The sequence below is a fragment of the Paenibacillus sp. BSR1-1 genome (genome assembly GCF_030403775.1).
In the GTDB taxonomy this organism is placed as follows: Bacteria; Bacillota; Bacilli; order Bacillales; family Cytobacillaceae; genus Neobacillus.
Map to the genome: position 1 here is coordinate 51,263 of NZ_JAQMWQ010000011.1, position 23,839 is coordinate 75,101.

Below are 23,839 nucleotides of genomic sequence, written 5' to 3' on the forward strand. Positions count from 1 at the left end.
AAAAGCCCAGACCGGCACAATGATCTCACTTACCGATACTGGGTCCCACAAACCTGGTGGAGGTCTGATAGTAACATTATCACACACTTTACCCATATTTTCCATTTGCTAAAAGGATTATTCTCCATTAGTACCTTTGTAGTAAATTCCACCGTAAATAAAATTAACCAAATTTTATAAGCGATTGTCACTCTATCAAAACAGTAATATAGTAAACTGAAATTAAATGATAGATATTTTTAGAAAAAAGATATGGGCTGCGGGTGAAAATTATCAATATTGCTAACCACATGCTGATGAGTGAGAAGTTCGAGGTGGAAAAGAAACTGCGGCAAAAAAACGAACTAAAGTGGAGGTCCAGAAAATTACACTAATTTCTTTTCGCTTGCCCTGGTATGCTTAGAGCAGCGCTATGTTGATTATGCCAATAAAGTTAGAAATCAGCTTCAGCCAAAGCTTCGCCGGCAATTTAAACTCGAACCAGAGCGGAGGAAAATGAAAATATAAAAGAAAAAGGGATCGGAAAACTCCGACTCCCTTTTTTAATGCCCACCAAGGTAAGCATTTCGAATTTGATCACTTGCACTAAGTTCTTCAGCCGAGCCAGAGGCAACAATTTTCCCAGTCTCGATGACATAGGCCCGGTCAGCAATTGATAATGCCATATTGGCATTCTGTTCAACCAACAGGATTGTTGTACCTGTTTTATTGATTTCTTCGATGATGTTAAAAATCTGTTTTACTAATAACGGTGCAAGACCCATTGAAGGCTCGTCAAGCAGCAATAAACGAGGCTGCCCCATTAATGCACGGCCCATTGCCAGCATCTGCTGCTCACCACCGGATAAAGTTCCTGATAGCTGCTTGCGGCGTTCGAGCAAGCGCGGGAAAAGCTGATAGACTTTTTCAAAATCTTCACGGATGCCTTTTTTATCCTTACGCAAGTAGGCTCCTAATTCAAGGTTCTCTTCAACCGACATGTTGGAAAAAACACGACGGCCTTCTGGTACCTGACCTAGGCCTCTTTTCACAATCAATTGCGGAACCTTGCCGGCAATGTGCTCGTCTTCGAAAACAATTTCACCATTCTTCGGCTTCAGTAAGCCGGAAATCGTTTTTAAAAGTGTACTCTTTCCAGCTCCGTTAGCGCCAATCAGTGTAACAATCTCACCTTGATTGATATCGAGGGATACTCCCTTCAATGCATGTATGTTTCCGTAGTAGACATTTATATCGTTGATTTTTAGCATTTTAAGAGACCTCCTCGCCTAAGTACGCTTCGATGACTTTTGGATTATTTCTAATTTCGTCTGGAGTACCGCTGGCAATCAATTGACCGTGGTCAAGTACATAAATTCTTTCACACACTCCCATGACTAAGGGCATATCGTGCTCAATCAAGAGAATGGTTAAGGAGAAGCGTTCACGAATCAAGGCAATCAGATTCATGAGTTCCTCTGTTTCCTGCGGATTCATCCCTGCTGCAGGTTCATCTAGCAGAAGAAGCTTTGGATTGGCTGCGAGTGCCCTGGAAATCTCCAAGCGGCGCTGCTGGCCGTATGGCAGATTCTTTGCCTTCTCATGCATAACCTCATCAAGTTTAAAGATTTTTAAAAATTCAATCGCTTTTTCTTCCATTTCCTTTTCCCCTGAAAAGTGGGAAGGGAGGCGGAAGATTGAGCTCAAGATCGAATGTTTAGCAAGAGAATGATAGGCTACCTTTACATTATCCAACACCGATAATTCACTGAACAAACGGATATTTTGGAATGTACGGCTGATGCCTTTTTTCGTAATTTTATAGGGTGCTTGCCCATTTAGTTTCTCCCCGTCTAACGAAATGCTGCCTTCAGTTGGAACGTAAACGCCAGTTAACAGGTTGAAAAATGTCGTTTTGCCAGCACCATTCGGTCCAATTAAACCGACAAGTTCACCCTGATTTAATTCCAAGTTTACATCTGAAACAGCTTTTAATCCGCCAAATCGGATTCCTACTTTATCTACTTTAAGCAACGGTTTGTTTGCTTGCATCTTGAGAACCTCCCTTAGCAGACTTTCCTACCTTGAAGAATGAGGTAATTTCTCTTGTTCCTAATAATCCTTGTGGACGGAACAGCATCATTGCGATTAACACAAGGCTGTAAACGACCATCCGAACTTCTGGAAAATCGGCAAGGAATGTTGAAATAATCGTTAATAGAATGGCAGCGATAACAGCGCCAGACATACTGCCAAGACCACCAAGTACGACGAAAATTAAAATATCAAAGGATTTCAAGAAACCAAAGTTTGTCGGCTGGATGATATAAAAGTTATGAGCATGTAAGGCACCAGCAATACCGGCAAAGAAAGCACCGATAGCAAAAGCCATAACCTTGTAATAAGTCGTATTGATTCCCATGGCATCTGCGGCAATTTCATTTTCCCTGACCGAAATACACGCTCGTCCATGAGTAGAATTCGTAAAGTTAACGATGACAACAATTGTAATCAGTACACAGGCAAACAGCCAAGGCCATGTGATCAAGTGGGCAACGGTCATACCGCTTGCTCCGCCTACATAATCCATATTTAAAAATACAATTCTCATAATCTCACCAAAACCTAATGTTGCAATGGCAAGATAGTCGCCTCTTAATCTTAGAGTAGGGATACCAATAACTAATCCGGCAATTGCAGCAACGACACCACCGGCAAGTAAAGCGACCGGGAATGGGAGACTTAATTTAGTTGTAACGATTGCCGAAGCATAGGCACCTACAGCAAGGAAGCCGGCATGTCCAATTGAAAACTGTCCTGTAATCCCGATGATTAAGTGAAGACTAGCCGCAAGAATGATATTAATACCGATAAAGAAGAGTGTGTTTACATAGAAGGAGTTTAATGTACCTCCGTTAATTAAAAACTGTGTTACTACTGCAAAAACAACGGCAGCAGCGATCCAGATCCAAAAAGTCTTTGTTTGTTTTAATGTTTTCATCGCTTTAGCCACCCCCTAGACTTTTTCCCTAACATTTTTACCAAATAAACCTGCTGGTCGGAAAATTAAAATTAGAATTAAGACAACAAAGGCCACACCGTCACGCCATAAAGAATATCCGGATGCACTTACAAGAGCCTCGATAACACCTAATAATAAACCGCCTGTCATTGCACCAGGGATAATGCCAATTCCGCCTAGAACGGCAGCAACGAAAGCCTTAAGTCCTGGAATAATTCCCATTAATGGTTCAATTTTTGTGTAGTACATTCCGAAAATAACGCCTGCTGCTCCAGCAAGGGCAGAACCAATCGCAAAAGTTGCAGAAATCGTATTATTCACATTGATTCCCATTAATCTTGCAGCGTCCATATCGTGTGATACGGCACGCATTGCTTTCCCAATTTTGGTTTTATGAACGATAAACTGCAGTAAAATCATTAAGAAAACTGACGTACCTAAGATTAAAAGAGATTGTCCGCTGATTTTAACACCAAAAAGCTCTAGGCTCTTTAGTGGAACGATGTTGCTTGGATATGCTTCTGGCTGTGCACCGCGGGCATAAATTGTTCCGTATTCGATAAACAGGGATACACCAATCGCTGTAATCAGCGCCGCAATCCTTGTCGCATTTCTTAGCGGCTTATAGGCAATCCGCTCAATTAAGACTCCAAAAATGGCACAGGCCACCATGGCAATTACTAATGCTGGGAAAAATCCTAAATGAAAAATTGAAATACAATAAAATCCGATAAATGCACCAACCATGAAGACGTCCCCATGGGCAAAGTTAATTAATTTTACGATACCATATACCATTGTGTACCCTAAGGCAATTAAAGCGTAAATACTGCCTAAGGAAACTCCGTTGACTAGCTGCTGTATGATTTCCATTTGTGTAACACTCCTTTAGAAGGACTCAACTTTTTTAAAAAATTAGGCGTTAACTAAGTTAACACGGTGGAAAAAGTGTTTATTTCTAATAAATTGGAATAGGGAGGCATTTCGCTCCCTATCCAATAAAACACTTATAGAAATTAAGGATTTACTTTTGTCTTAAATTGTTGCTGGCCGTTTACATACTCAAGAATTACTGCGGCTTTAATTGGATCATGGTTTTTATCAAGCTTTAAGTTTCCAGATACAAGTTGAAGGCCGTCAGTTGATTCAAGGGCTTTTTGAATTTTCTTAGGATCGCTGCTTCCTGCACGCTTAATGGCATCAGCAACGAAGTAAGCAGTATCATAACCTAAAGCAGCAAAAGCATCTGGTGATTTACCATCATACTTAGCTTTAAATGCAGATACGAATTCCTGTACCTTCTTATCGCTATCACCAGAAGAATAGTGGTTTGTGATAAATGTATTCTTAAGCGGATCGGCACCAGCGATTTCTACTAGTTTAGGAGAATCCCAGCCATCGCCGCCCATAATTGGAACATTAATACCAAGAGCACGAGCCTGCTTTACGATCAGACCAACTTCTTCATAGAATCCAGGAAGGAACACGTAATCAGGATTTTTTGCTTTAATATTTGTTAGGATTGCATTAAAATCTGTATCCTTCGCTACATATGCTTCTTCTGCAACGATCGTACCGCCATTTTTCTTAAAGTTCGCTTTGAAGGAAGAAGCCAGGCCTTTTGAATAGTCACTGGAGCTGTCAATAATAACGGCTGCAGACTTAACCTTTAGGGTATCTAGTGCAAAAGTTGCAGCAACAGTACCTTGGAATGGGTCGATAAAGCAAGTACGGAATACAAAGTCATTTACTTTACCGTCTTTGTTTGTAATCGTTGCGTTAGTAGCAGTTGGTGTAATTAATGGAACTTTGTTATCTTGGGCAATTTGAACTTGAGCTAGGGTATTTGTACTTGTTGCGGAACCGATGATTGCTGATACCTTATCTTGGCTGACTAGCTTAATAGCACCGTTTGTTGCTTCTGCAGCATCTGACTTATTGTCAACTGTCACTAATTTCAATTTCTTGCCATCAATACCTTTTTTGTTGATTTCCTCAAAGGCTAATTCAACACCTTCTTTAACTGACTGGCCGTAAGAAGCTACTCCGCCGGATAGCTCCAGGTTTGCACCGATCTTGATTGTGCCGCCCTTTTCAGCATCTCCGCTCGTGCTGGCAGAGCCACAGCCTGCCATTACGCCTGCCGCCATCATCAGCGACATAAAAATTCCAGCTACCTTTTTCTTCCTCATACTTTACCCCCTGTTTTTCCGAAAAATTTTCCCAACCTTTTGTGCTACTGTTTTAAAAACATATAATATTCTGAAAACATTGTATCTAAAATTTTATAGTTCGTCTAGTCTATTTCCGTGTTATTTTAAAATAATTTTGAAAATAATATTTTCTTCGGTTTTCGTACATTTTAAAGCTTTATTCAACTAAAGTGAATAAGAATTTACTTTTCCATTAAAAGGGTTATAATCAGGTTAATATTTTGCCTAAATATATTTCTTTCCTCTTAAGTCGAAAAAAAAGAGACCCCAAAAAGGAACCCCTCTCAAAAAATTGTTATACCAATTCTTTGCTTTTCGTTTCTTTTCCAAAAAACAATACTGTTAATGCCCCAATAATGATAGAGATACAAAAGATCGTAAAGATTGACTGAATCGACATTTTTTGAGCCACAAGATAGCCCACTAATAATGGACCCAGCACCCCGCCAATCCGCCCGAAGGAAGCAGCCATACCTGCACCTGTCCCGCGAATAATCGTTGGATATTGTTCTGGAGTATAGGCATATAGACCTCCCCAGGCTCCAAGATTAAAGAAGGACAGCAGGATTCCAGAAGTCATCAAAAGGGCCGTTGATTCAGCCGTGCCAAAGAAATAAGCGCTGGCAGCAGTACCGATTAAATAAACAACTAATACAAATTTCCGGCCAAATTTTTCGATAAACCAGGCTGCGGTAAAATAACCCGGCAATTGAGCCAGTGTCATGATTAGGACATATTCAAAGCTTTTAATTAAACTAAAACCCTTCATCACCATCACACTTGGCAGCCAGAGAAACATCCCATAATAAGAGAAAACAACGCAAAACCATAAAACCCAAAGCATCCCCGTTTGGCGTCCATACTCTTTTGACCAAAGTTTCGCAAGACTTTGGAAAACAGAAATTTTCTCTTTATCCTTTATGGCTGAGAACCGCGGTGAATCCGGCAGCCCCATACGTAGGTATAGAGCATAAAGAGCAGGGATGGCACTAATGATTAAAGCCGTCTGCCACCCGAACTTAGGAATGACAAAGTAAGAAATCAGGGCTGCAATCAGCCAGCCGCCCGCCCAAAAACTTTCCAAAAGGACGACAATTCGACCGCGTTTTTCCGGCGGAACACTTTCGGATACGAGAGTGGAAGCGACAGGGAGCTCTCCCCCCAATCCCATTCCTATTAAAAATCTAAAAATTAAAAAGACAGTTAAAGTTGATGTAAAAGCCGAGGCGCCGCTGCCAATTGAAAATAATAATAACGTAATAATAAAGACATTTTTCCGCCCGATACGATCAGCCATTACGCCGAATAAAAGAGCACCGACAGCCATCCCAATAGAATTGATGCTGCCAATCCAGCCCATCTGACCCGGGGTTAAATTCCATTCTACTTTTAAAGCCGCTATGATGAAGGAGAGCATTCCGACATCCATGGCATCGAACATCCAGCCCATCCCGGCTATGCCAAGTAATTTACGGCCTGATATTTCCTTTTTGTTCATTAAAATCCCCCTATGCTGTAGCGTTCTCTAACATTATTCCCCAATTTGTTCTCTTTATTTTCCATGAGGGATAAACGCTACTAAACATAGATATTCTAGCAAGTGTCTTTACAGTTGTCACTACTTTTTCAGAAATGCCATAAAAAAGAGAGGATGCAAAATTGCATGCTCTCTTACTAATAATTAATATAACCAATGTCCGTCGGTAGCAAAAGTAAATGTTTTGGAACCAATTTTTACTTTGCCAGTTTTCATTACACCACTTGAAGGATCTAAATAATACCACTTGTTGGCTAATTTTACCCAGCCTGTTTTCATGTCACCATTAACTGGATCTAAATAGTACCACTTGTTAGCTATTTTAATCCAGCCTATTTTCATATCACCATTAACTGGATCTAAATAGATCCACTTATTACCTAATTTAATCCAGCCTGTCTTCATTACACCATTTGCGTCAAAGTAATACCATTTTCCGCCGATTTTATGCCCGCCGATTGCCATATCGCCATTTACCGGATCAAGGTAGTACCATTTGCCTTTTTCTTTGTACCAGCCAGTTTTCATGTCACCTGCAGGATTAAAGAAATACCACTTGCCATTCACTTTAAACCAGCGAGTAATTTTCTGGGCATCGTTATCATATAAATACCATTTGCCATTTACAAACTTCCAGCCTTCAAGTAAAAGAGTGATATTCACTTCTGATTGGTTTCCGTTAATATCGGTTACATATCCACCAATTACATTTTCATTATAGAAGTTTTCTCTGATATCTTGAAGTGACACAATCGTATCAGTTCCTCGATATTGTGGAAATAAGTAATTATAAGCCTGTTTAATCGGGGCATTCTCAGGTTTATCCAACCATCCTAAAAATCTACTTTTATCAATATCCAGCTTACCATTAAAAAAATGGCCGGTAATGTCAGGTAATCCTATCGACGGCTCTCCAGGAATTGTTACGCTATCGGCATTATCTGAAGTGATAACTAATTTCTTTACATTTCCTGTTTCCCCAATTAAATTCAAAATAAAGTTGTTTCCTGTTCCCGTCGCTTTGACTACACCATTGTCTGTTTCTAATGATATTCCCTTAACATTAACCGATTCTGCAGCATGAGAAACATTTGCTGGAAGCACAGCTAATAGGAAAAGGAATATAAAGCTAGATAATGCAATAATTCTTTTCACAATAATCCTCCTAGTTTTTATGTACTGAAACTATAAATTTGAATGCTAGTTTACTATATGAAGCAAAGTTTTATATTACATAAAGAGAGGATGCCAACTTGCATCCTCTCTTACTAAAAATTAATATAACCAATGTCCGTCACTTGCAAAAGTGTACGGTTTGTTGCTGATTTTTATTTTTCCTGTTACCATTACGCCAGTTTTAGGATCAAAATAATACCACTTGTTGTTTATTTTCTTCCAGCCCACTGCCATGTCGCCATTAATTGGATCTAGGTAGTACCACTTTTTAGCTAATGTTAACCAGCCCGTTTTCATTGCACCTGAAGCATCAAAATAATACCACTTACCGCCGATTAGATCCCAGCCGATTGACATATCGCCATTTACTTCATCAAGGTGGTACCATTTGCCTTTTTCTTTGTACCAGCCAGTTTTCATGTCACCTGCAGGATTAAAGAAATACCACTTGCCATTCACTTTAAACCAGCCAGTTACCATATAGCCTTCATTATTTGGGTTCAGGTAGTACCATTTCCCATTTTCTTTGTACCATTTAGTTAGAAAATCGCCAGTTTCTTCATAGAATTTCCAACCCTTAGCTTCCTTCTTCCAGCCTTTTGTCATAACTGTTAAAGAAGCAGGAGATTCATTTCCATCTTTATCTGTTAAATATCCTGGGAACACATATGGAGACTCGGCATTAACGCCCGTTAGTTCAGAGAATAGTCCAGAAAGGAATGGGAAAATTTCAGTCTTTAACTCATCAACAGTGAACAATTGGTCTTCCACTACTGCGTCTGGAGTACCGCCCATTAATTGATTAATTCTATTTGACCAGTTTGCTGCTTTTTCTGGATCTAAAACAGCCACACCATTCACAAATTGAATATCAAATTCGTCTTTTGTTAATGGAGAAACTTGAGAATAGTCAAAATCCGCAGGAAGTGTTGAAAGGGTAACCGCTGTATCGGAAGTGATTTCAATTTTCTTTACGATTTTGTCACCTAGATTATGGCCGCCCACTAAGTCTAACTTGAAGTTGTTGTTGCCAGTCCCAACTGCGTTGATTTTCTCCCCATTTGCTAAAACGAGGGTAATTCCATTCAACTTAACAGCTGCATTCGTTGCCGCTTGTGAAACGCCGGCAGGAAGCACTGTCATCAGTAAAAGGAATAATAAGCTTGATAATGCAATAATTCTTTTCACAATAATCCTCCTAGTTGTTATGTACTGAACCTCTGAATCTATAAACTAGAACGCTAGTTTACTATAAGAAGTAATAGTCTTATTTTACATAAAACTACCATTTTCTACAACAAAATAATACATTTTTCCTATTATTTTAATGCGCCGACAGCTTTATCCATTAGCGCAGACCGTTTCTGCTTTTTCAGACTTACATAATGGTTCTTTATCGGCTTCGCTTCATCGGCACTGTACCCATAATTCCCCAATTCTTTTACAAGGGCATTATAAATATAGTAAAATGAATTATCGGTACTAGCCTCCAGTCTTTTGGCGGCACCATTATATTTTGAATAAAAATAGAAATAAGAAACATCCTCACCACTGGCCTTTTTTTCTTGATATTCACTCATAGCATAGGATAAGAGATTACTAAGCTTACTGGCCGCTTGGTCTTCTAGATCCTGAAAGGCCGGTTGATATTTTGCGATGATGCTGGCGGCAGTCGGCTTTGTATTTGTTGCAGAAGTCTTCGTTACGGCCCCAGCACTAGCAGGCTCATGCGTTTTGTTTGATGTATTATACGAAACATTTTTTACCGTCTGGCTTATTTCCTGGCCCTTTGCATTTGCCGCAGATCCTGTCTTCTGCGTTTTCTCATCAGGTAATTTGATGTTATAGTCCGTTTTAACAATATTATCTACTCTTGGATCCGCTGTCTTATATTCTTTAACATTGAGGTAATAATAGAGCGACCCTGCCCCGACTGCTAAGACGACAACGATGCTGCTTAAAAAAATTATCCACTTTTTCACATTCTATCCACCTTTATTTCGACAAATTTACCTATAACATTATCATATTTTGGTATTTTTCAATAATGTTTTATATAATTAGGACAAATTAACCAGAAAACTACATAACTAGTTTTAATAGAAATAGAGAAATGAGTTAGAAATGAGGGCACTTAATGAAAAAAGTATCCATTTTCCTATCTACAGCCGTAATAACAGGACTATTATTTACACCTAAGCCGGCAGCCGCATTTTCACAGCCCAATCTCCAATTGTCAGTCATGAGCGATGTGCATATTAACAAAGACATGCCGAGTAATAAGTTTGAGAATGCCTTAAATGACCTGAATAGGGTTGCCCCAAGATATGACGCGATTGCTGTTGTCGGCGATTTTACGGATGCAGGATATGAGGAGGAATATCAAACCTTTACTAACCTTCTCAAAACCTATAAAAATCCTTTGGCAGAATCGATAATATCCATTGGGAATCATGAATACCGCGAAACAATTGTCGATCCCGCTTCTCCTGTTACCGATGACGAGCTAAAAGCTAGGTTCATGCATTACAATGGCGATCCTATCACCAAGGTTTATTTTGATAAATGGATCAAAGGCTACCATTTCATATCCTTGGGCGGCGAGCTATCACCTAAATCGTTAAGTCCTTATGAAGTCAGTAATCCGGGGGCTCGCGATTGGGCCTATATTTCGGAGGAGCAGTATCAATGGCTGGAGCAAACCCTGCCTGTCAATGCCGCCAGTAATAAACCAATATTTGTCCTTTTACATCAGCCGATTGCCAATACAGTTTATGGAAGCGACCGTTATAATGCAGGATTCGATAACCAAAGATTGTTAGCCATATTAAAAAAATACCCGCAAGCAATCTTAATTTCAGGCCATACTCACTATCTATTAAACCATCCAAAAAGCATTTACCAGGATGGGTTTACGATGGTCAATACGAGTTCGGTTGCCAGTACATGGTATGATGGCGGCTCGGTTCCGACGCTCTCCCAAGGGTACGTCATTAATGTTTACGATGACCGTGTAGAATTTAAGGCACGGGAATTCAGTAATGGAACGTGGATTCGGACGGAAACAATTCCCATCCCGTTTAAAGAAACAACGAAGGATGTATCGAAGCCTTCCTTTCCTGCATCAGCCAAAACAGGCATAAGCACGATTGGCACGACAAATGCTGCATTCACATGGGACCGCGGAAAAGATGATACAGTGGTTGACCGGTATGTCATTAAAAAAGATGGCCAGTTGGTGAAGACGGTTTATTCACGTTATTGGGAGCCGGAGGAAACACTGTCCCTATCCGTCAATAACTTATTCCCGAACACCACCTATACTTACGAGGTTTTTGCGGTAGATGCTTATGATCATGTCAGCGACAATCCGTTAAAAATCACCTTCACGACCCAAAGTGTAACTGGCTGGTACCATTACAACAATACTTTGTATTACTTTAATAAGGATGGGGTAAAACAAATCGGATGGCTGCAGTTAAACAGCCAATGGTACTACTTTAATCCGGCTGGGGCGATGCTGACAGGCTGGAATTTCATCAACGGAAAATGGTATTTCTTCAAGGAACAAGGAGAAATGTCAACGGGCTGGATGAAAGAGGGAACATCATGGTATTTCTTCGATTCAAATGGTTCTATGCACACCGGCTGGCTGTTTACTGGCGGAAAGTGGTACTATCTTGATTCTCACGGAGTCATGAAAACCGGTTGGATTTCCGCTCAAAAAAATTGGTATTACCTGGACGAAAAGGGTGTTATGCTCACGGGCTGGCTGCAGCTGGCGAATCAATGGTATTACCTTAAGTCGAATGGTGTAATGGCCGTTAACTGGCAATTCATCAGCGGAAAATGGTATTACTTTTTACTAAATGGGCAATTAAAAAAATAATAAAAAGCTCCCGCTGCAGCGGGAGCTTTTCAAGTTACTTAATCCAGTGCGCCTTCCACATTTTTAAATTGGTTAAAAAACATCTGGTAATATCGCCCTTGACTGCTCATTAAGGCATCATGGCTTCCTTTTTCGATGATTTGCCCTTGGTCAATGACCATGATCGTATCGGCATCGCGAATGGTATTTAAGCGGTGGGCAATGATAAAGCTGGTCCGGTCCTTCATTAAGGTCAGCAGTGCGGCTTGAATATGAAGCTCTGTCCTCGTGTCGATGCTGCTGGTTGCCTCGTCCAAAATAAGCAGCGAGGGTTTCGCTAAGAAGACCCTGGCAATCGCTAACAGCTGACGCTGACCTTGGCTGAGGTTTCCGCCATTCTCTGAAAGCACGGTGTTATATTGACGGGGCAGCCGCTTAATGAAGGCATCGGCATTTGCCATCCTTGCCGCATGCTCGACTTCTTCATCCGTTGCTTCCGGCTTTCCATACTTGATATTCTCCTTTATGGTTCCGGAGAATAAATACGTATCCTGCAGAACAAAGCCAAAGCAGCTTCGCAGGCTGTCCCTTGTATACTCGCGAATATCACGGCCATCGAGCAGGATTCTTCCGCCAGTCACATCGTAAAATCTTGTCAGCAGATTCACAATCGTCGTTTTTCCCGCACCTGTTGGCCCCACCAAGGCAGTACTGCTGCCTACCTCCGCTTCAAAGCTGACATTCTTTAGAATCGGAACATCTGCCCTGTAACCAAAGCTGACATTTTCAAACACAACATGACCTTTTGGGTTTTCCAATGGCACTGAATCACTCGAATCAGCAGGTTCTTCCTGCTCATCCATGATTTCAAAAACCCGCTCTGCCCCAGCGACACCCGATTGAAGGATATTAAAAATGTTTGCCAGATCATTAAGCGGCCTGACAAATTGCCTTGAATAGGTGATAAAGCTGGCAATAGCCCCAACGGTAATCAGACTTTTTACGGCAAGAATACCGCCGACTACGGCAACGACCGCAAAGCCAAGGTTATTGATAACATTCATTATTGGCATCAAGAAACCTGACCAAATTTGCGCCTTAAGGCCGACCTCACGCAACCGTTCATTGACCGTACTAAACTCTTCAATTACCTTCTCTTCGTGATTAAAGGCTTTTACCACTTCAATCCCCGAAATCGTTTCCTCAATATGGCCGTTTAATTGGCCCAGCTGGATTTGTTGATTTTTAAACATGACGCTCGTTCTTTTTGCAATCGTTCTTGTCAGAAAAAAAACAAGCGGCACGGTAATCAAGCTGGCTAATGTTAACAATGGACTTAATATCAGCATCATGATTAACGACCCGGCGATGACAATCACCCCGGACATTAATTGGGTTGTCGATTGAGAAATGGTATTACTGACATTATCAACATCATTGGACAGCCTGCTCATCAGCTCACCGTGGGTGCGTGAATCAAAAAACGAGACAGGCAGCTTTTGCAGTTTTTGAAAAATAGACTCTCGTAAGCTTTTGACTATTCGCTGCGCTACGCCGGCCATCAGCCATCCTTGCAAAAAGGTGAGGAGAGCATCCGCTATATAAGCAGCTACTAAAATGATGATCATCATTTCGAGAACATTGAAATCTACCTTGCCACCTTTGAGAGTCATAGCATCGATGGATTTCCCAATCAGGTACGGAGCTGCCAGCATGAGGGCAGCATCGACAAGGATAAAGATAAAGATGACGGTTAGCATTTTCCGTTCTTTCCCGAAGTAATCCCACAGCCGTTTGAGTGTTCCTTTAAAGTTCTTCGGCTTTACCACCGGGCCCCTTAGTCGCTGGGCACCGCCAGGCCGTAATGGGGGAGGGGAAGGGGGAGGGCTTGTTTGCTGGTTTGACATTTTATGATACCTCCTTGCCCATTTGCGAGTGGTAAATTTCCTGATAAACCTTACAATTTTGCATTAATACAGGATGACTGCCGACACCAACGATTTCACCGTGGTCAAGGACAACGATTTTATCGGCATCCATAATCGAGGTTATCCGCTGGGCAATCAGGAGACACGTAAGGCCCCGGGCATATTTTTTCAAGCCTTCCTTAATTCTGGCCTCAGTTGCCACATCGACAGCACTTGTACTGTCATCCAAGATTAAAATTTCCGGTTTTTTCACCAATGCCCGGGCAATTGAAATCCGCTGCTTCTGCCCGCCGGAAAAATTAACGCCTCCCTGGCCAATTTTCGTGTTGTATCCTTCAGGAGAGGCCGAGATAAAGTCGTGTGCACCAGCAATTAATGCCGCTTCTTCCATTTCCTGCTCACTTGCGTCCTCTTTTCCCCAGCGGAGATTTTCCGCAATACTTCCCGTGAACAAGATATTCTTTTGCGGGACAATCGCAATTTTCTCCCTTAGTTTTTTGGGATTTACCTGGCTAATATCTTCTCCATCGACTTTAATCGTACCGCTTGTGATATCGTAAAAGCGGGGAATGAGCCCAACAAGCGTACTTTTTCCAGAGCCTGTAGAGCCGATAATACCGACTGTTTCGCCGGGTAAAATGGTTAGATTGATATGTTTTAAGATGGGTTGGCCCGATGCAGTCTCATAGGTAAAAGAGACATTCTCAAATTCAATGCTGCCTTTTTCTCCTTGTTTTGGCGCAGCTTCGGTTTCCATATTGGACGGATCTTCAAGCATAAAGACCTCGCCAATTCTGCTGGCAGAAGCCCTCGCTCTGACAAACATATTAAAAACCATCGAAATCATCATTAAAGAAAATAAGATTTGCGTCATATAGTTGGTAAAGGCAATAATGTGGCCGACCTGGATATTCCCTTTATTTACCCCTAAACCACCGATCCATAGCACGACAACGATTCCTAGATTCACAGTCAGCATAATCGCCGGGCTGAAAGTCGCCATCAAGCGGCTCGCAGTAATGGATTGATCGCGAAAATGCTCATTCGCCTTCGAAAATTTGCCAATTTCTACATCAAAGCGATTAAAAGCTTTGACAACGCGTACCCCTGATAAGTACTCACGCATAACAGCGTTGACCCGGTCGAGCGCTTTTTGTACTTTGGAAAAAAGAGGAAATCCTATTTTCATATTGAAAATGATGAGGAGGGCCACAATCGGTACGACGACTGCGAGGACGACCGCAAGGTGAAGGTTAAGGCGCGTTGCCATGATCAGGCCGCCAATGGCGAGAAGCGGTGCCTTAACGAATATCCGCATTAAGCCATTGACAAAGACCTGCACCTGGGTAACATCATTGGTGAGCCGTGTAATTAACGACGCGCGGTCAAACCTATCAATATGTTTAAACGAAAGTGTTTGGATTTTTTTAAACAAATCGGACCTTAGCTCCGTGCCAAAATTTTGTGAAACAATACTGGCGATGATACTCCTCGTCGAGGCCGCCACTGCACCACCCGCCGTAATCAGAAGCATGATGCCGCCCATTTTTAATACATAATGAAGGTCCTTTTCCGCCACACCTTTATCGATGATTTTAGCCATGATTGTAGGCTGCATTAGATCACTAATCGCCTCGAAGGTGAGGAATAAGACAGCCATGCTAAAAGACTTCCAATATTTGTTTGTGTATTTTTTAAAAAACTTCATTTAGTCACCTCAGCGTGTCGGAAATCTTTTGATATAGCTATTATAATTTTGAGTTCCTGTATTAAACAAATTTTTACGACTGCCGAAATGATTAAAATTCCATTAAAAAATGGCCCATCATTTCGAATGGACCATTCTTTTACTATTCAACCGGGCTGAATTCATGGACCCAGACGCGCATTTGCGGGAGCCAAGGCATGCCTGGGTGAATGGATAGAATCGATTGCTTGTATTCTTCCACTGTTTGGAAGCCCTCGCGGCGGGCATCATCATCTGTCAGTTCGCCTAGACTTTGTGAATAAACCTTATCAACAACGAACTTTCGGCCTTCTAGTGTCATGATTTCACCTGGATCAGCGTAACGGCCATTCCGGCGTGTAGCTGTTTTTTCTCCGGATAGGACTTTCTTTACATCCTCTTCCAATGTTACGAGTCGTTCAACAGAACATGTTTTTGGCGGTAAGGCCTTGTTTTCATTTTGGGTTGTCATAGTGTTTCTCCTCCTTTAATTTGTTTATTTTACCATATTACCATCTTAGGTATCTTTTTAAAACGCTTTCTAACCTACTTGTCCACCTTTATCATGGTATTTCAGGATGCCTTCGGCCGCACGGTAGGCCAGAGCCCCGACTGTTCCCGTTGGATTATACCCCGAGTTATGCGCAAAAGCGGAGGCACCCACAACGAATAAATTATCGTAATCATGCATTTGTAAGTAATTATTGACCGCAGAGGTGGACGGGTCTGACCCCATAATCACCCCGCCTGTATTATGCGTCGATTGATAGGTGGTAATATCATACGGGCCTAACTCCTTCAATGAATCAATATGGTCCGCACCCATTTCCTTAACGACATCGGCACATTTATTAGCAAGGAACACAGCGAGCTGACGGTCCTGTTCTTCAAAATCAAAGGTAATCCGAATTAACGGGTCGCCAAATGCATCCTTATAGGTTGGATCGAGGTCAAGAAAATGATGCTTAAATGGCATGGATGACCCTTGTGCTGCAACGGTTAAAACACTGTTTGCATATTTTAACGACTGCTTCTTAAATTCTTTCCCCCACATTGGCGTTCCTTTTGGTACAGGATTGTTTTGAATCGGCCTGTAGCCCGTTTGTGTAAGCGATATGCCGCCGCCATGAATAAAATTTAATTTGGAGTGATCAAAATTATCGCCATTATAATCATCAAACAGAATACCAAGAGAACCTGCCCCAGCAAAGGTGTTAAATTCTTTATCCTTAAAAAACCCGACAGCATTACCTTTCATGACCTGGTAAGCATAATTTTTACCGATAACGCCCTTCCCTGTTTTCGGATCATACGGTCTTCCTACATCCGACATCAAGAGCAAACGGATGTTATTGAATACATAGCTTGTCATCACGACAATGTCAGCCGGCTGTTCAATTTCTTCTCCGGTTGTCGTGTCTACATACATAACTCCCGTTACCTTGTTACCTTGTTTTAAAATTCTTCTAACATTGGAATGCGTCCTGATCTCAAAATTACCCGATTTTAGTGCTACCGGAATCACCGTCACAACCGGATCAGCCTTTGCCCCATACTCACAGCCAAACCTTTCGCAGTAGCCGCAGTATTGACAGGCTGACCTCTGAATCCCATCTGGGTTTTTATAGGACTCCGATAAATTAGCGGATGGCATCATATAAGGATGGAGATTCAATTTCTTCGCCGCTTTTTCGAACATTTTCATTGGCGGAGACATTTTCATTGGCGGTGTCGGATATTTATCGGACCTCTTACCGCCCAGTGGATTTTCCTCGCCGGAAATCCCCGCTGTTTTTTCAAATTGATCATAATAAGGTTCAAGCTCATCATAGGTAATGCCCCAGTCCTGCAGGGACATTTCCGCCGGAATTTTATTTTTTCCGTATTTTTCAATCGTTTTACTATGGATCTCGAAATCATATGGAAGGAACCGGTATGTCTGCCCATTCCAATGAACGCCTGATCCGCCTAAACCATCACCAAGCAGGAACGAACCGTATTGCCTCATTGGCAGGGCACGGATATTTTCATTGCCTCGAAAGGTGATCGTTTCCTTCGACAAGTCCTGCATAAGGTCATAGCGCAAAGCATAGCGCAATTCATCATGAACCATATAATAATCTTCGGTTTTTCGTTCCTTTCCCCTTTCTAAGCCGACCACCTTTAAGCCTTTTTTCGTTAGCTCGGCGGCAATAATTCCTCCAGTCCAGCCAACGCCAACCAAAACAACATCTACTTTCGGTAACTTTCTCGCCATGTTTTCACCTTCTTTAAAAAATTCTACTTACCCATATGGTTTTGCAGACTTTGTGGTTTAATTTTCTTAAAATCCTTTTCAATGACCGAGGCATACGCCATTTGACTTCCTGGATAGTTGCGCATTTTCCAGCCATCCATATTTTTATTGCCTCCATAGAGCGGATCACTATAAACACCCTCTAAGGTTGAACTCCTCAGCATATTGAAAAATCCACTCGGTGAAATAGTGGTAATATTCACTTTGTCCTCCTCAAAGTCTTTGAGGATAGAATCCTTCTCATCGCCCTTTAAGTCGACAAAATCCTTCTTATAAACGGATTGGCTATGGTTATTCAGTTCGCGTAAGGCAATGTCAAAAATATCTCTCCGTTTTAACCTGCCTTGGAAGCCTTGAACTTTTTCTCCCTTAAAAAAGGGTGCTTGCATATACTCCCGTGAGTTAAAGCCCCAATCGCCTGCTAATTGGTGATCAATAAAAAAGGCAACTCCCAATTCTTTGGCACCCGGACCATGCTCATCCTTCGGATAGATCCGCTCGGTTGCTGCTTCGACAATCCGAAATTGTTCAGGGGTAAAATACATGAGCGCTCGATTAAAATTCTGGGCTGTTTCCTCTTTATGTTTCTTTGCAGTCCCGAGCGGGAGGATACTGCCCAAAACGCCGCCAACGGCAAGGCCACCAACTGTATAGCCCGTATTACGAATAAATTTTCTCCTTGATAATAAATCCGGCTTTTCCTTTTTTTCTTCTGTCATTCCAAACACCTCCAAGGAAAATGAATCAAAAAATTGAAGACTTAGGCAGTTTTCTGCCTTCTGTTTGATAATGTTCCCAAAATAAACCATTCATACGCACAAAAGGAAAAGGGAAATTTATTTTTAAAAAGGAGGCGACGAAGGAATGAAGAAGAATTGGAAAATTTGCTGTACACCTTTAATTGGGACACTTCTGCTACTAGGCGGATGTTCTGGGCAGCAAGATCTAAAAGCACATGAGGCAGATGCGGCCATCAACCATGATATGCACCAACAGTCTCTGAACAATAAGGGAAATGGAGTCGTCCACGGCAATCATAATAGTATCAATGTGATTCCAAGTGTGGACCGCGCCAAGAAGAAAACAACTCAAGCGACAAGCGGTCTTGGCAGCAATGTCTACAGTTTAATTGGCAGCTCCAGCTTACATGACGGGGGAATTTCATCACACTTAGAGTCACGACTTGCAGGGGAAGGGGTTCCAGGCATTAAGGTGTTCGTCCTTGATGACACCATCATCCTTGCCAGAGCGAATCAAGAAAACACTTCCACCCGTTATGATGAAATGCAGTCAAAGGTGTTAACCAATACGAATGGCCTTTCCGGCAAAGGGAACTTAGACGGGGTCGACAAAACAAATCTGAATACCGATGACAATTTAGCACGGGCGAAGGAAATCATGACAAAAGCCTTTAACGGCCAAGTTCAGATCCTAACGATCACTAATCCAAAAGCCATGCCGCTCATTGACGGAATCAAAGCCAATATTAAAGCCAAAGCGCCATCTTACAGCAAGCTTTCAAGTGATATTATTACCCTTGTAAAAATGGCCAATGAAAAATGAAAAGACCGGGAATTAACTCCCGGTCTTCTATACGTTTAAATCTCTCTTTTTATAAAAAACATACGTTACGGCGGACAGTGCGGCGATCAATACGACTGAAAGCACAACAAAAACGGGATCGAGACCGCCGCCAAACATGACATTTTTAGCTTCAAAATATTTAAAGGGAGTCAAATATTTTAAACCCTCTATATTCTCATTTAAATCAATTGATATCGACAACATATACGTTACTAAAAGTATGCCAGTAGCCAGTGAGCCAGCCGTCTTAGGTCTCTTTTTGACCGCCGCGAGGGCACTGCCGATGACCATAAATAACAGCTGTAAAATGAACATCCCAGCCATTAAAAGGGCGATATCTTTATTCACCGCTTCACCCTCATTATATTTTGCGATAAGAGCAATGGAAGAAATCCAGGTTGCCAGATTGAAAATGATGATATTCGTTAATGCAGCTAATAATTTTGCCGTAATGATGGCATTTCTAGATACCGGTTTTACGAACAAAAACTCAGAGGTTTTGTCTCGCTCCTCTTTGGCAATAATCGTTGCCCCCAGCATCGCCGCATGGATGGTGGCCATTAATAATAAATAGATGAACAGCATCCCGTAGTACCCACTTACCTTCGATAAATCCAAATCACTCATGCCAAAAACAGCCTTCAGGGATCTTGGCATATCTTTAAGCAAATCATTGATCGATTGCCCTGATGAAGAATAAGCGTCATATTTTGTCATTCCCGATACTACCATCAGAAAGACACCAATGCTCCAAAAGATTATCGATTTTCGGTGGGACTTCAACTCTTTTACATATATATTCACCTAGGAAACACCTCCATTTTTAAACGGCATGAATATCCTTTTTTGAATAAACAACAAAGCTTGCCATAATGGCAAGAAAGATAATGACAGCGCCGGCTAGCAAAAAGGACGCTTCATAACCTGCGTGTTTGATAATATAGGCAGTGTCAAAATATTTGAATGGCGAAATATAACGTTTTACTTCTTCTCCTGTGGTGTCACTAAATATTCCCAGAAAGTAGAAAGCAAAGACCGTCGAAAGCGAGACAGTCAGTACCGATTTGATTTTTGGAACAATCACGGAAATAATGATCCCTAAAGCTAGGAAAATAAGTTGAATGAAAAAAACCGTCAGTGAAAGCAAAAAGAAAATTTTCATACTAAAATCATCTGTTTTCACCTGGAATGCCAAGAAACTTGCTGCAGCAAAATAAATAATATTGGTGATGACCAAGGAAACGAATGCCCCCATTAACTTAGCTGTGAGGATTTGGCTGCGCGTTACAGGTTTTGTTAACAGAAAATCGGCTGTTTTTTCACGGACTTCCTTACTGACAATGGAAGTGCCGAGATTCATTGCTTGGATGCCGGCGCACAAAGTAATAAATGATAATGGAAAGCTATAAAAACCTAATATTGTAAAGAAGTTTCCTTGAATAAATCCGATTGCATTTCTAATCGCCGCTGGGTAATTTTCTAATATCTTCAAAAACCCCTCTGCATCCTTGGCAATCGAAGAATACAACGACATAAACAGAGCGATAATCAACACTAATGAGATCGACCAAATGATTGTCGACTTCCGATAAGCCTTCAACTCATGTAAAAAGATATTCATAGTTTATTAGGCCTCCTTTTCATAGTAGTGCAAAAAGATCTCCTCAAGGTCTGGTTCTTCAATCCATAGATTTGCAATTTCTATGTCGGCTATTTTCTTCATGATGGCATTAATATCTCCACGAAATAGGAAGCTGGTAATGCTGCCATCCACCGCTAAATTATTAACGCCGCTCATTTGGAAATAATTCTGGTTGAGTGGCGATTTCGTCTCAATCTTGAACTTTTTATAATTGTTTTCTTTTAAGGTGCTAATCTTTTCAACGGTAACGATTTTGCCTTCTTTAATAATGGCCACTCGGTTGCAAAGGCGCTGAACTTCGCTGAGGATATGCGATGAAAAGAGAATTGTTGCCCCTTTTTTATTTTCTTCTTCGAGCAGTTCAAAGAATTTTTGCTGCATCAGCGGGTCAAGGCCGCTTGTTGGTTCATCAAGGATAATGAGCTTTGGTTCATGAAGCAGCCCCTGCACAATTCCAACCTTTTTTTTGTTACCTAATGAAAGGTCATCGATCTTTTTATTGAGATCAAGGTCCATGATTTCCGCCAATTCTTTGATTCTCTTACTGCAATCCTTTTTATAAAAACTAGCTGAGTATTTTAATAGATCTTTCACTTTCATATTGTCATAATAAAAAACTTCAGACGGCAGATAGCCAATTTCCCTTTTTATTTCCGGGGCAAACTGAATGCAGTCCTTTCCAAAAATGCTTGCGCTGCCGCTTGTTGGGTAAATAAGCGACAGCAGTGTGCGGATGGTGGTGGATTTACCGGCACCATTGGGCCCGATGAAGCCAAAGATTTCACCTTCTTCGACATTGAAGCTGATGTTCGTGATTCCTCTTGCCTTCCCATAGGTCTTTGTTAGATTATTAATTTCAATCACATTCATCGTTAATAGCCCCCTTTATTTATAAAAACATCTGGTTAACACTTGAAAATATTCTTCCGTTTCATCCAGGATATTTTGATAATCAATTTCATGGTTAGGTGACATTTTTGCCTGATTTAAGACTTCATCACTTAATTTTTCAAAGGTCCAAGTAATGATTTTTATAATTTTTTTGAGGTCGACATCCTCTCTAAATTTGGAATAATCAATTCCCTCATAAAACTTCTCCATGTTGATATGGGTTATTTCCTGCTTTTTCTTATCAAACTCCACTTTTATTTCTGGAGAGTCCTCCAAAAATACCTCTTGAATGAACTTAAATATATCTGGATGGGTACCCAGCATTTCCATTTTGACGATAATCGCCTGCCGGATTCTTGTAAAAAAGTCTGTTTCTTTAAAATTTACCTTTAGGTAATATTCGTCGGTTATAAGAGTGGTGCAATAATCAAATAAAAAGAAATACATCTGCTTTTTATTGCCAAAATAATGAAATAGCAGCCCCTTTGAAATCCCTGCCTCTTTCACGATTTCATTCGTCGAGGCCTTATCATATCCTTTCTGGGCAAATTCCTTTATAGCAGCATTGATGATTCGGTCTTGTTTTTCCTTTTCTAGGCTGAGAAACTTTGAAAACACTGTGCCAGCCCTCCTTTTGTTTCTGTTGACCATACGGGTCAATGACATCATTATAATCCCGTTGACTCATGTGGTCAATAGTGGTCAATCTATATTTTTAACAAAATTATGAAATGTATAGTAGGATTTTTATGGATGTGCTAACATGCATGGTGAAGGGGGTGGGTGAACATTAATCTTAAAAATAGAGACCCATCATTAAATCTAGAAGGTTTAATAGCTGCTCAAAATCGGTTGCCAAGCGGCCATCCCAGTTTGCCTATTCTGGCTGCAAAACAAGCTTCAGTCGAGGCCAGAATTGGAGGGGAGGAAAGAGTTGCTAAGGTTTTCCGAAAACATTCATTTCCATTCGATCACCGCACTTTCCACGTTTATCACCCTCATCTGATGAGCATTTTCAAATGGACAACTATTTTATGTCTCCCTGGTATGGCTTGGTTTTAGAAGTTAAAAATATTGCGGGCGTTTTGGAGTTATGGATAATCCCCCACAGTTGATCCGGACCAGAGAAGATGGGCATAGGGATGGCTATGAAAGCCCTGTCGTCCAATTAGAGCGGAACCGTAATTTATTGAGCGCCTGGCTGAGAGGCCGCGGCATCAATCTCCCCATTTACGGTGCGGTTGTACTGGCGTATCCGAAGCAAATTGTGGCTGTGCCTCCTGCGAAAACAAAGATATTATTCCCCAATTTGGTGCCATCCTACATTCGAAGCATCCCACAACAAGGCAAACAGTTGGATATAGATACCTTCCATTGGCTTTCTAATGAATTATTAGCCAGTCATCAACCATTTATTCCAAAACCAATTAGTGAAAGTTTTTCAATACCTTTCGGGGATTTCAAGCCAGGGGTGAGATGTGAGGAATGCGGCAGATTTGGAATGATTAAACTACCACGGACCTGGAATTGTCCATTTTGCAGGGCGATGGACCACAGTGCCCATCAACGGGCTTTGCTGGAGTGGTTTTTGATTTTTAAGAGGAGTATTACGAATAGGGAATGTCGGGAGTTTTTGGGGGTGGATGATGTCAATACTGCTAAACGAATTTTGCAAAGTATGAATCTTTTAAGTAATGGTGAATATCGATATCGCTCTTATATGATGGACTTCAATAACATTAATTTCTTTAAGGGGAGATAATTTTTTCTAGTGTGATGATTGGCGGGTGCTATCCGATAACCGAGTTTGCTTTTTGATGATTGGCGGGCGTTATCCGCCAATTAACTCGCCTTATCCGCTGATTGGGGCACGCTATCCGATAATTGAGTTTGCCTTTTGATGATTGGAAGGCGTTATCCGCCAATTGACTCGCCTTATCCGCTGATTGGGGCACGCTATCCGATAATTGAGTTTGC

22 protein-coding genes are annotated in these 23,839 nt (G+C 41.3%); 4 read left to right on the top strand and 18 right to left on the bottom strand.

The window, feature by feature from the left end:
* Positions 1-542: 542 nt before the first annotated feature.
* From PH210_RS16285 to PH210_RS16325, 9 genes are all read right to left on the bottom strand, one after another.
* On the bottom strand, positions 543-1,250 hold the full coding sequence (locus PH210_RS16285; RefSeq protein WP_289986968.1) for an ABC transporter ATP-binding protein: 708 nt from the start codon (positions 1,248-1,250) through the stop codon (positions 543-545).
* A gap of 1 nt (position 1,251) precedes the next feature.
* The gene (locus PH210_RS16290) at positions 1,252-2,031 is read right to left on the bottom strand and encodes an ABC transporter ATP-binding protein (protein ID WP_289986969.1); all 780 of its coding nucleotides are present in this window, start codon (positions 2,029-2,031) and stop codon (positions 1,252-1,254) included.
* Entirely contained in the window at positions 2,006-2,980 is a 975-nt protein-coding gene (locus PH210_RS16295; protein WP_289986970.1) for a branched-chain amino acid ABC transporter permease, read from the bottom strand. The genes PH210_RS16290 and PH210_RS16295 overlap by 26 nt, the downstream gene beginning before the upstream one ends.
* Positions 2,981-2,995: 15 nt before the next feature.
* On the bottom strand, positions 2,996-3,874 hold the full coding sequence (locus PH210_RS16300; RefSeq protein ID WP_289986972.1) for a branched-chain amino acid ABC transporter permease: 879 nt from the start codon (positions 3,872-3,874) through the stop codon (positions 2,996-2,998).
* Positions 3,875-4,017: 143 nt separating this feature from the next.
* Positions 4,018-5,193 (bottom strand): ABC transporter substrate-binding protein, encoded by a 1,176-nt coding sequence (locus tag PH210_RS16305; RefSeq protein WP_289986973.1) that lies wholly within the window; start codon positions 5,191-5,193, stop codon positions 4,018-4,020.
* 316 nt (positions 5,194-5,509) lie between these two features.
* Positions 5,510-6,712 (bottom strand): MFS transporter, encoded by a 1,203-nt coding sequence (locus PH210_RS16310; RefSeq protein WP_289986975.1) that lies wholly within the window; start codon positions 6,710-6,712, stop codon positions 5,510-5,512.
* Positions 6,713-6,895: 183 nt separating this feature from the next.
* The gene (locus PH210_RS16315; protein ID WP_289986977.1) at positions 6,896-7,906 is read right to left on the bottom strand and encodes a PspC-like choline-binding domain-containing protein; all 1,011 of its coding nucleotides are present in this window, start codon (positions 7,904-7,906) and stop codon (positions 6,896-6,898) included.
* Positions 7,907-8,026: 120 nt separating this feature from the next.
* Positions 8,027-9,115 carry a PspC-like choline-binding domain-containing protein gene (locus PH210_RS16320; protein ID WP_289986979.1) on the bottom strand — a complete coding sequence of 363 codons (1,089 nt, stop codon included), beginning with the start codon at positions 9,113-9,115 and terminating at the stop codon, positions 8,027-8,029.
* A 131-nt stretch (positions 9,116-9,246) separates the two neighbouring features.
* Positions 9,247-9,909 carry a hypothetical protein gene (locus PH210_RS16325; RefSeq protein ID WP_289986981.1) on the bottom strand — a complete coding sequence of 221 codons (663 nt, stop codon included), beginning with the start codon at positions 9,907-9,909 and terminating at the stop codon, positions 9,247-9,249.
* 155 nt (positions 9,910-10,064) lie between these two features.
* Here PH210_RS16325 and PH210_RS16330 point away from each other — a divergent pair, with 155 nt between their 5' ends.
* Entirely contained in the window at positions 10,065-11,816 is a 1,752-nt protein-coding gene (locus tag PH210_RS16330) for a metallophosphoesterase (protein ID WP_289986983.1), read from the top strand.
* A 38-nt stretch (positions 11,817-11,854) separates the two neighbouring features.
* On the opposite strand, the gene PH210_RS16335 is transcribed toward PH210_RS16330, so the two are convergent.
* From PH210_RS16335 to PH210_RS16355, 5 genes are all read right to left on the bottom strand, one after another.
* On the bottom strand, positions 11,855-13,702 hold the full coding sequence (locus PH210_RS16335) for an ABC transporter ATP-binding protein (RefSeq protein WP_289986985.1): 1,848 nt from the start codon (positions 13,700-13,702) through the stop codon (positions 11,855-11,857).
* Position 13,703: 1 nt separating this feature from the next.
* A complete protein-coding gene (locus PH210_RS16340) occupies positions 13,704-15,431 on the bottom strand; it encodes an ABC transporter ATP-binding protein (RefSeq protein ID WP_289986988.1) in 1,728 nt (575 codons plus the stop codon).
* 142 nt (positions 15,432-15,573) lie between these two features.
* Complete coding sequence (locus tag PH210_RS16345; protein ID WP_289986990.1) at positions 15,574-15,921, bottom strand: ASCH domain-containing protein; 348 nt, start codon at positions 15,919-15,921, stop codon at positions 15,574-15,576.
* Between the two features lie 69 nt (positions 15,922-15,990).
* Positions 15,991-17,706 carry a GMC family oxidoreductase gene (locus tag PH210_RS16350; RefSeq protein WP_289986992.1) on the bottom strand — a complete coding sequence of 572 codons (1,716 nt, stop codon included), beginning with the start codon at positions 17,704-17,706 and terminating at the stop codon, positions 15,991-15,993.
* A gap of 23 nt (positions 17,707-17,729) precedes the next feature.
* Positions 17,730-18,464 (bottom strand): gluconate 2-dehydrogenase subunit 3 family protein, encoded by a 735-nt coding sequence (locus tag PH210_RS16355; protein WP_289986994.1) that lies wholly within the window; start codon positions 18,462-18,464, stop codon positions 17,730-17,732.
* A 145-nt stretch (positions 18,465-18,609) separates the two neighbouring features.
* Here PH210_RS16355 and PH210_RS16360 point away from each other — a divergent pair, with 145 nt between their 5' ends.
* Entirely contained in the window at positions 18,610-19,308 is a 699-nt protein-coding gene (locus tag PH210_RS16360) for a hypothetical protein (protein ID WP_289986995.1), read from the top strand.
* Positions 19,309-19,335: 27 nt separating this feature from the next.
* Here the strand turns inward: PH210_RS16360 and PH210_RS16365 are convergent, their stop codons facing one another.
* From PH210_RS16365 to PH210_RS16380, 4 genes are read right to left on the bottom strand one after another with little or no spacing between them, the layout of a single operon-like run.
* Positions 19,336-20,133: an ABC transporter permease subunit gene (locus PH210_RS16365; RefSeq protein WP_289986997.1), complete on the bottom strand. Its 798-nt coding sequence runs from the start codon at positions 20,131-20,133 to the stop codon at positions 19,336-19,338.
* A gap of 19 nt (positions 20,134-20,152) precedes the next feature.
* On the bottom strand, positions 20,153-20,950 hold the full coding sequence (locus tag PH210_RS16370) for an ABC transporter permease subunit (protein WP_289986998.1): 798 nt from the start codon (positions 20,948-20,950) through the stop codon (positions 20,153-20,155).
* Between the two features lie 6 nt (positions 20,951-20,956).
* Positions 20,957-21,841, bottom strand: a complete 885-nt coding sequence (locus PH210_RS16375; protein WP_289986999.1) for an ABC transporter ATP-binding protein — start codon at positions 21,839-21,841, stop codon at positions 20,957-20,959.
* Positions 21,842-21,856: 15 nt separating this feature from the next.
* Positions 21,857-22,480, bottom strand: coding sequence for a TetR/AcrR family transcriptional regulator (locus PH210_RS16380; RefSeq protein ID WP_289987000.1), 624 nt, complete (start codon positions 22,478-22,480; stop codon positions 21,857-21,859).
* A gap of 165 nt (positions 22,481-22,645) precedes the next feature.
* Between PH210_RS16380 and PH210_RS16385 the strand changes: the two genes are divergently transcribed.
* Positions 22,646-22,924: a hypothetical protein gene (locus PH210_RS16385; RefSeq protein WP_289987001.1), complete on the top strand. Its 279-nt coding sequence runs from the start codon at positions 22,646-22,648 to the stop codon at positions 22,922-22,924.
* 31 nt (positions 22,925-22,955) lie between these two features.
* Complete coding sequence (locus PH210_RS16390; RefSeq protein WP_289987002.1) at positions 22,956-23,624, top strand: nuclease-related domain-containing protein; 669 nt, start codon at positions 22,956-22,958, stop codon at positions 23,622-23,624.
* Positions 23,625-23,839 lie beyond the last annotated feature (215 nt).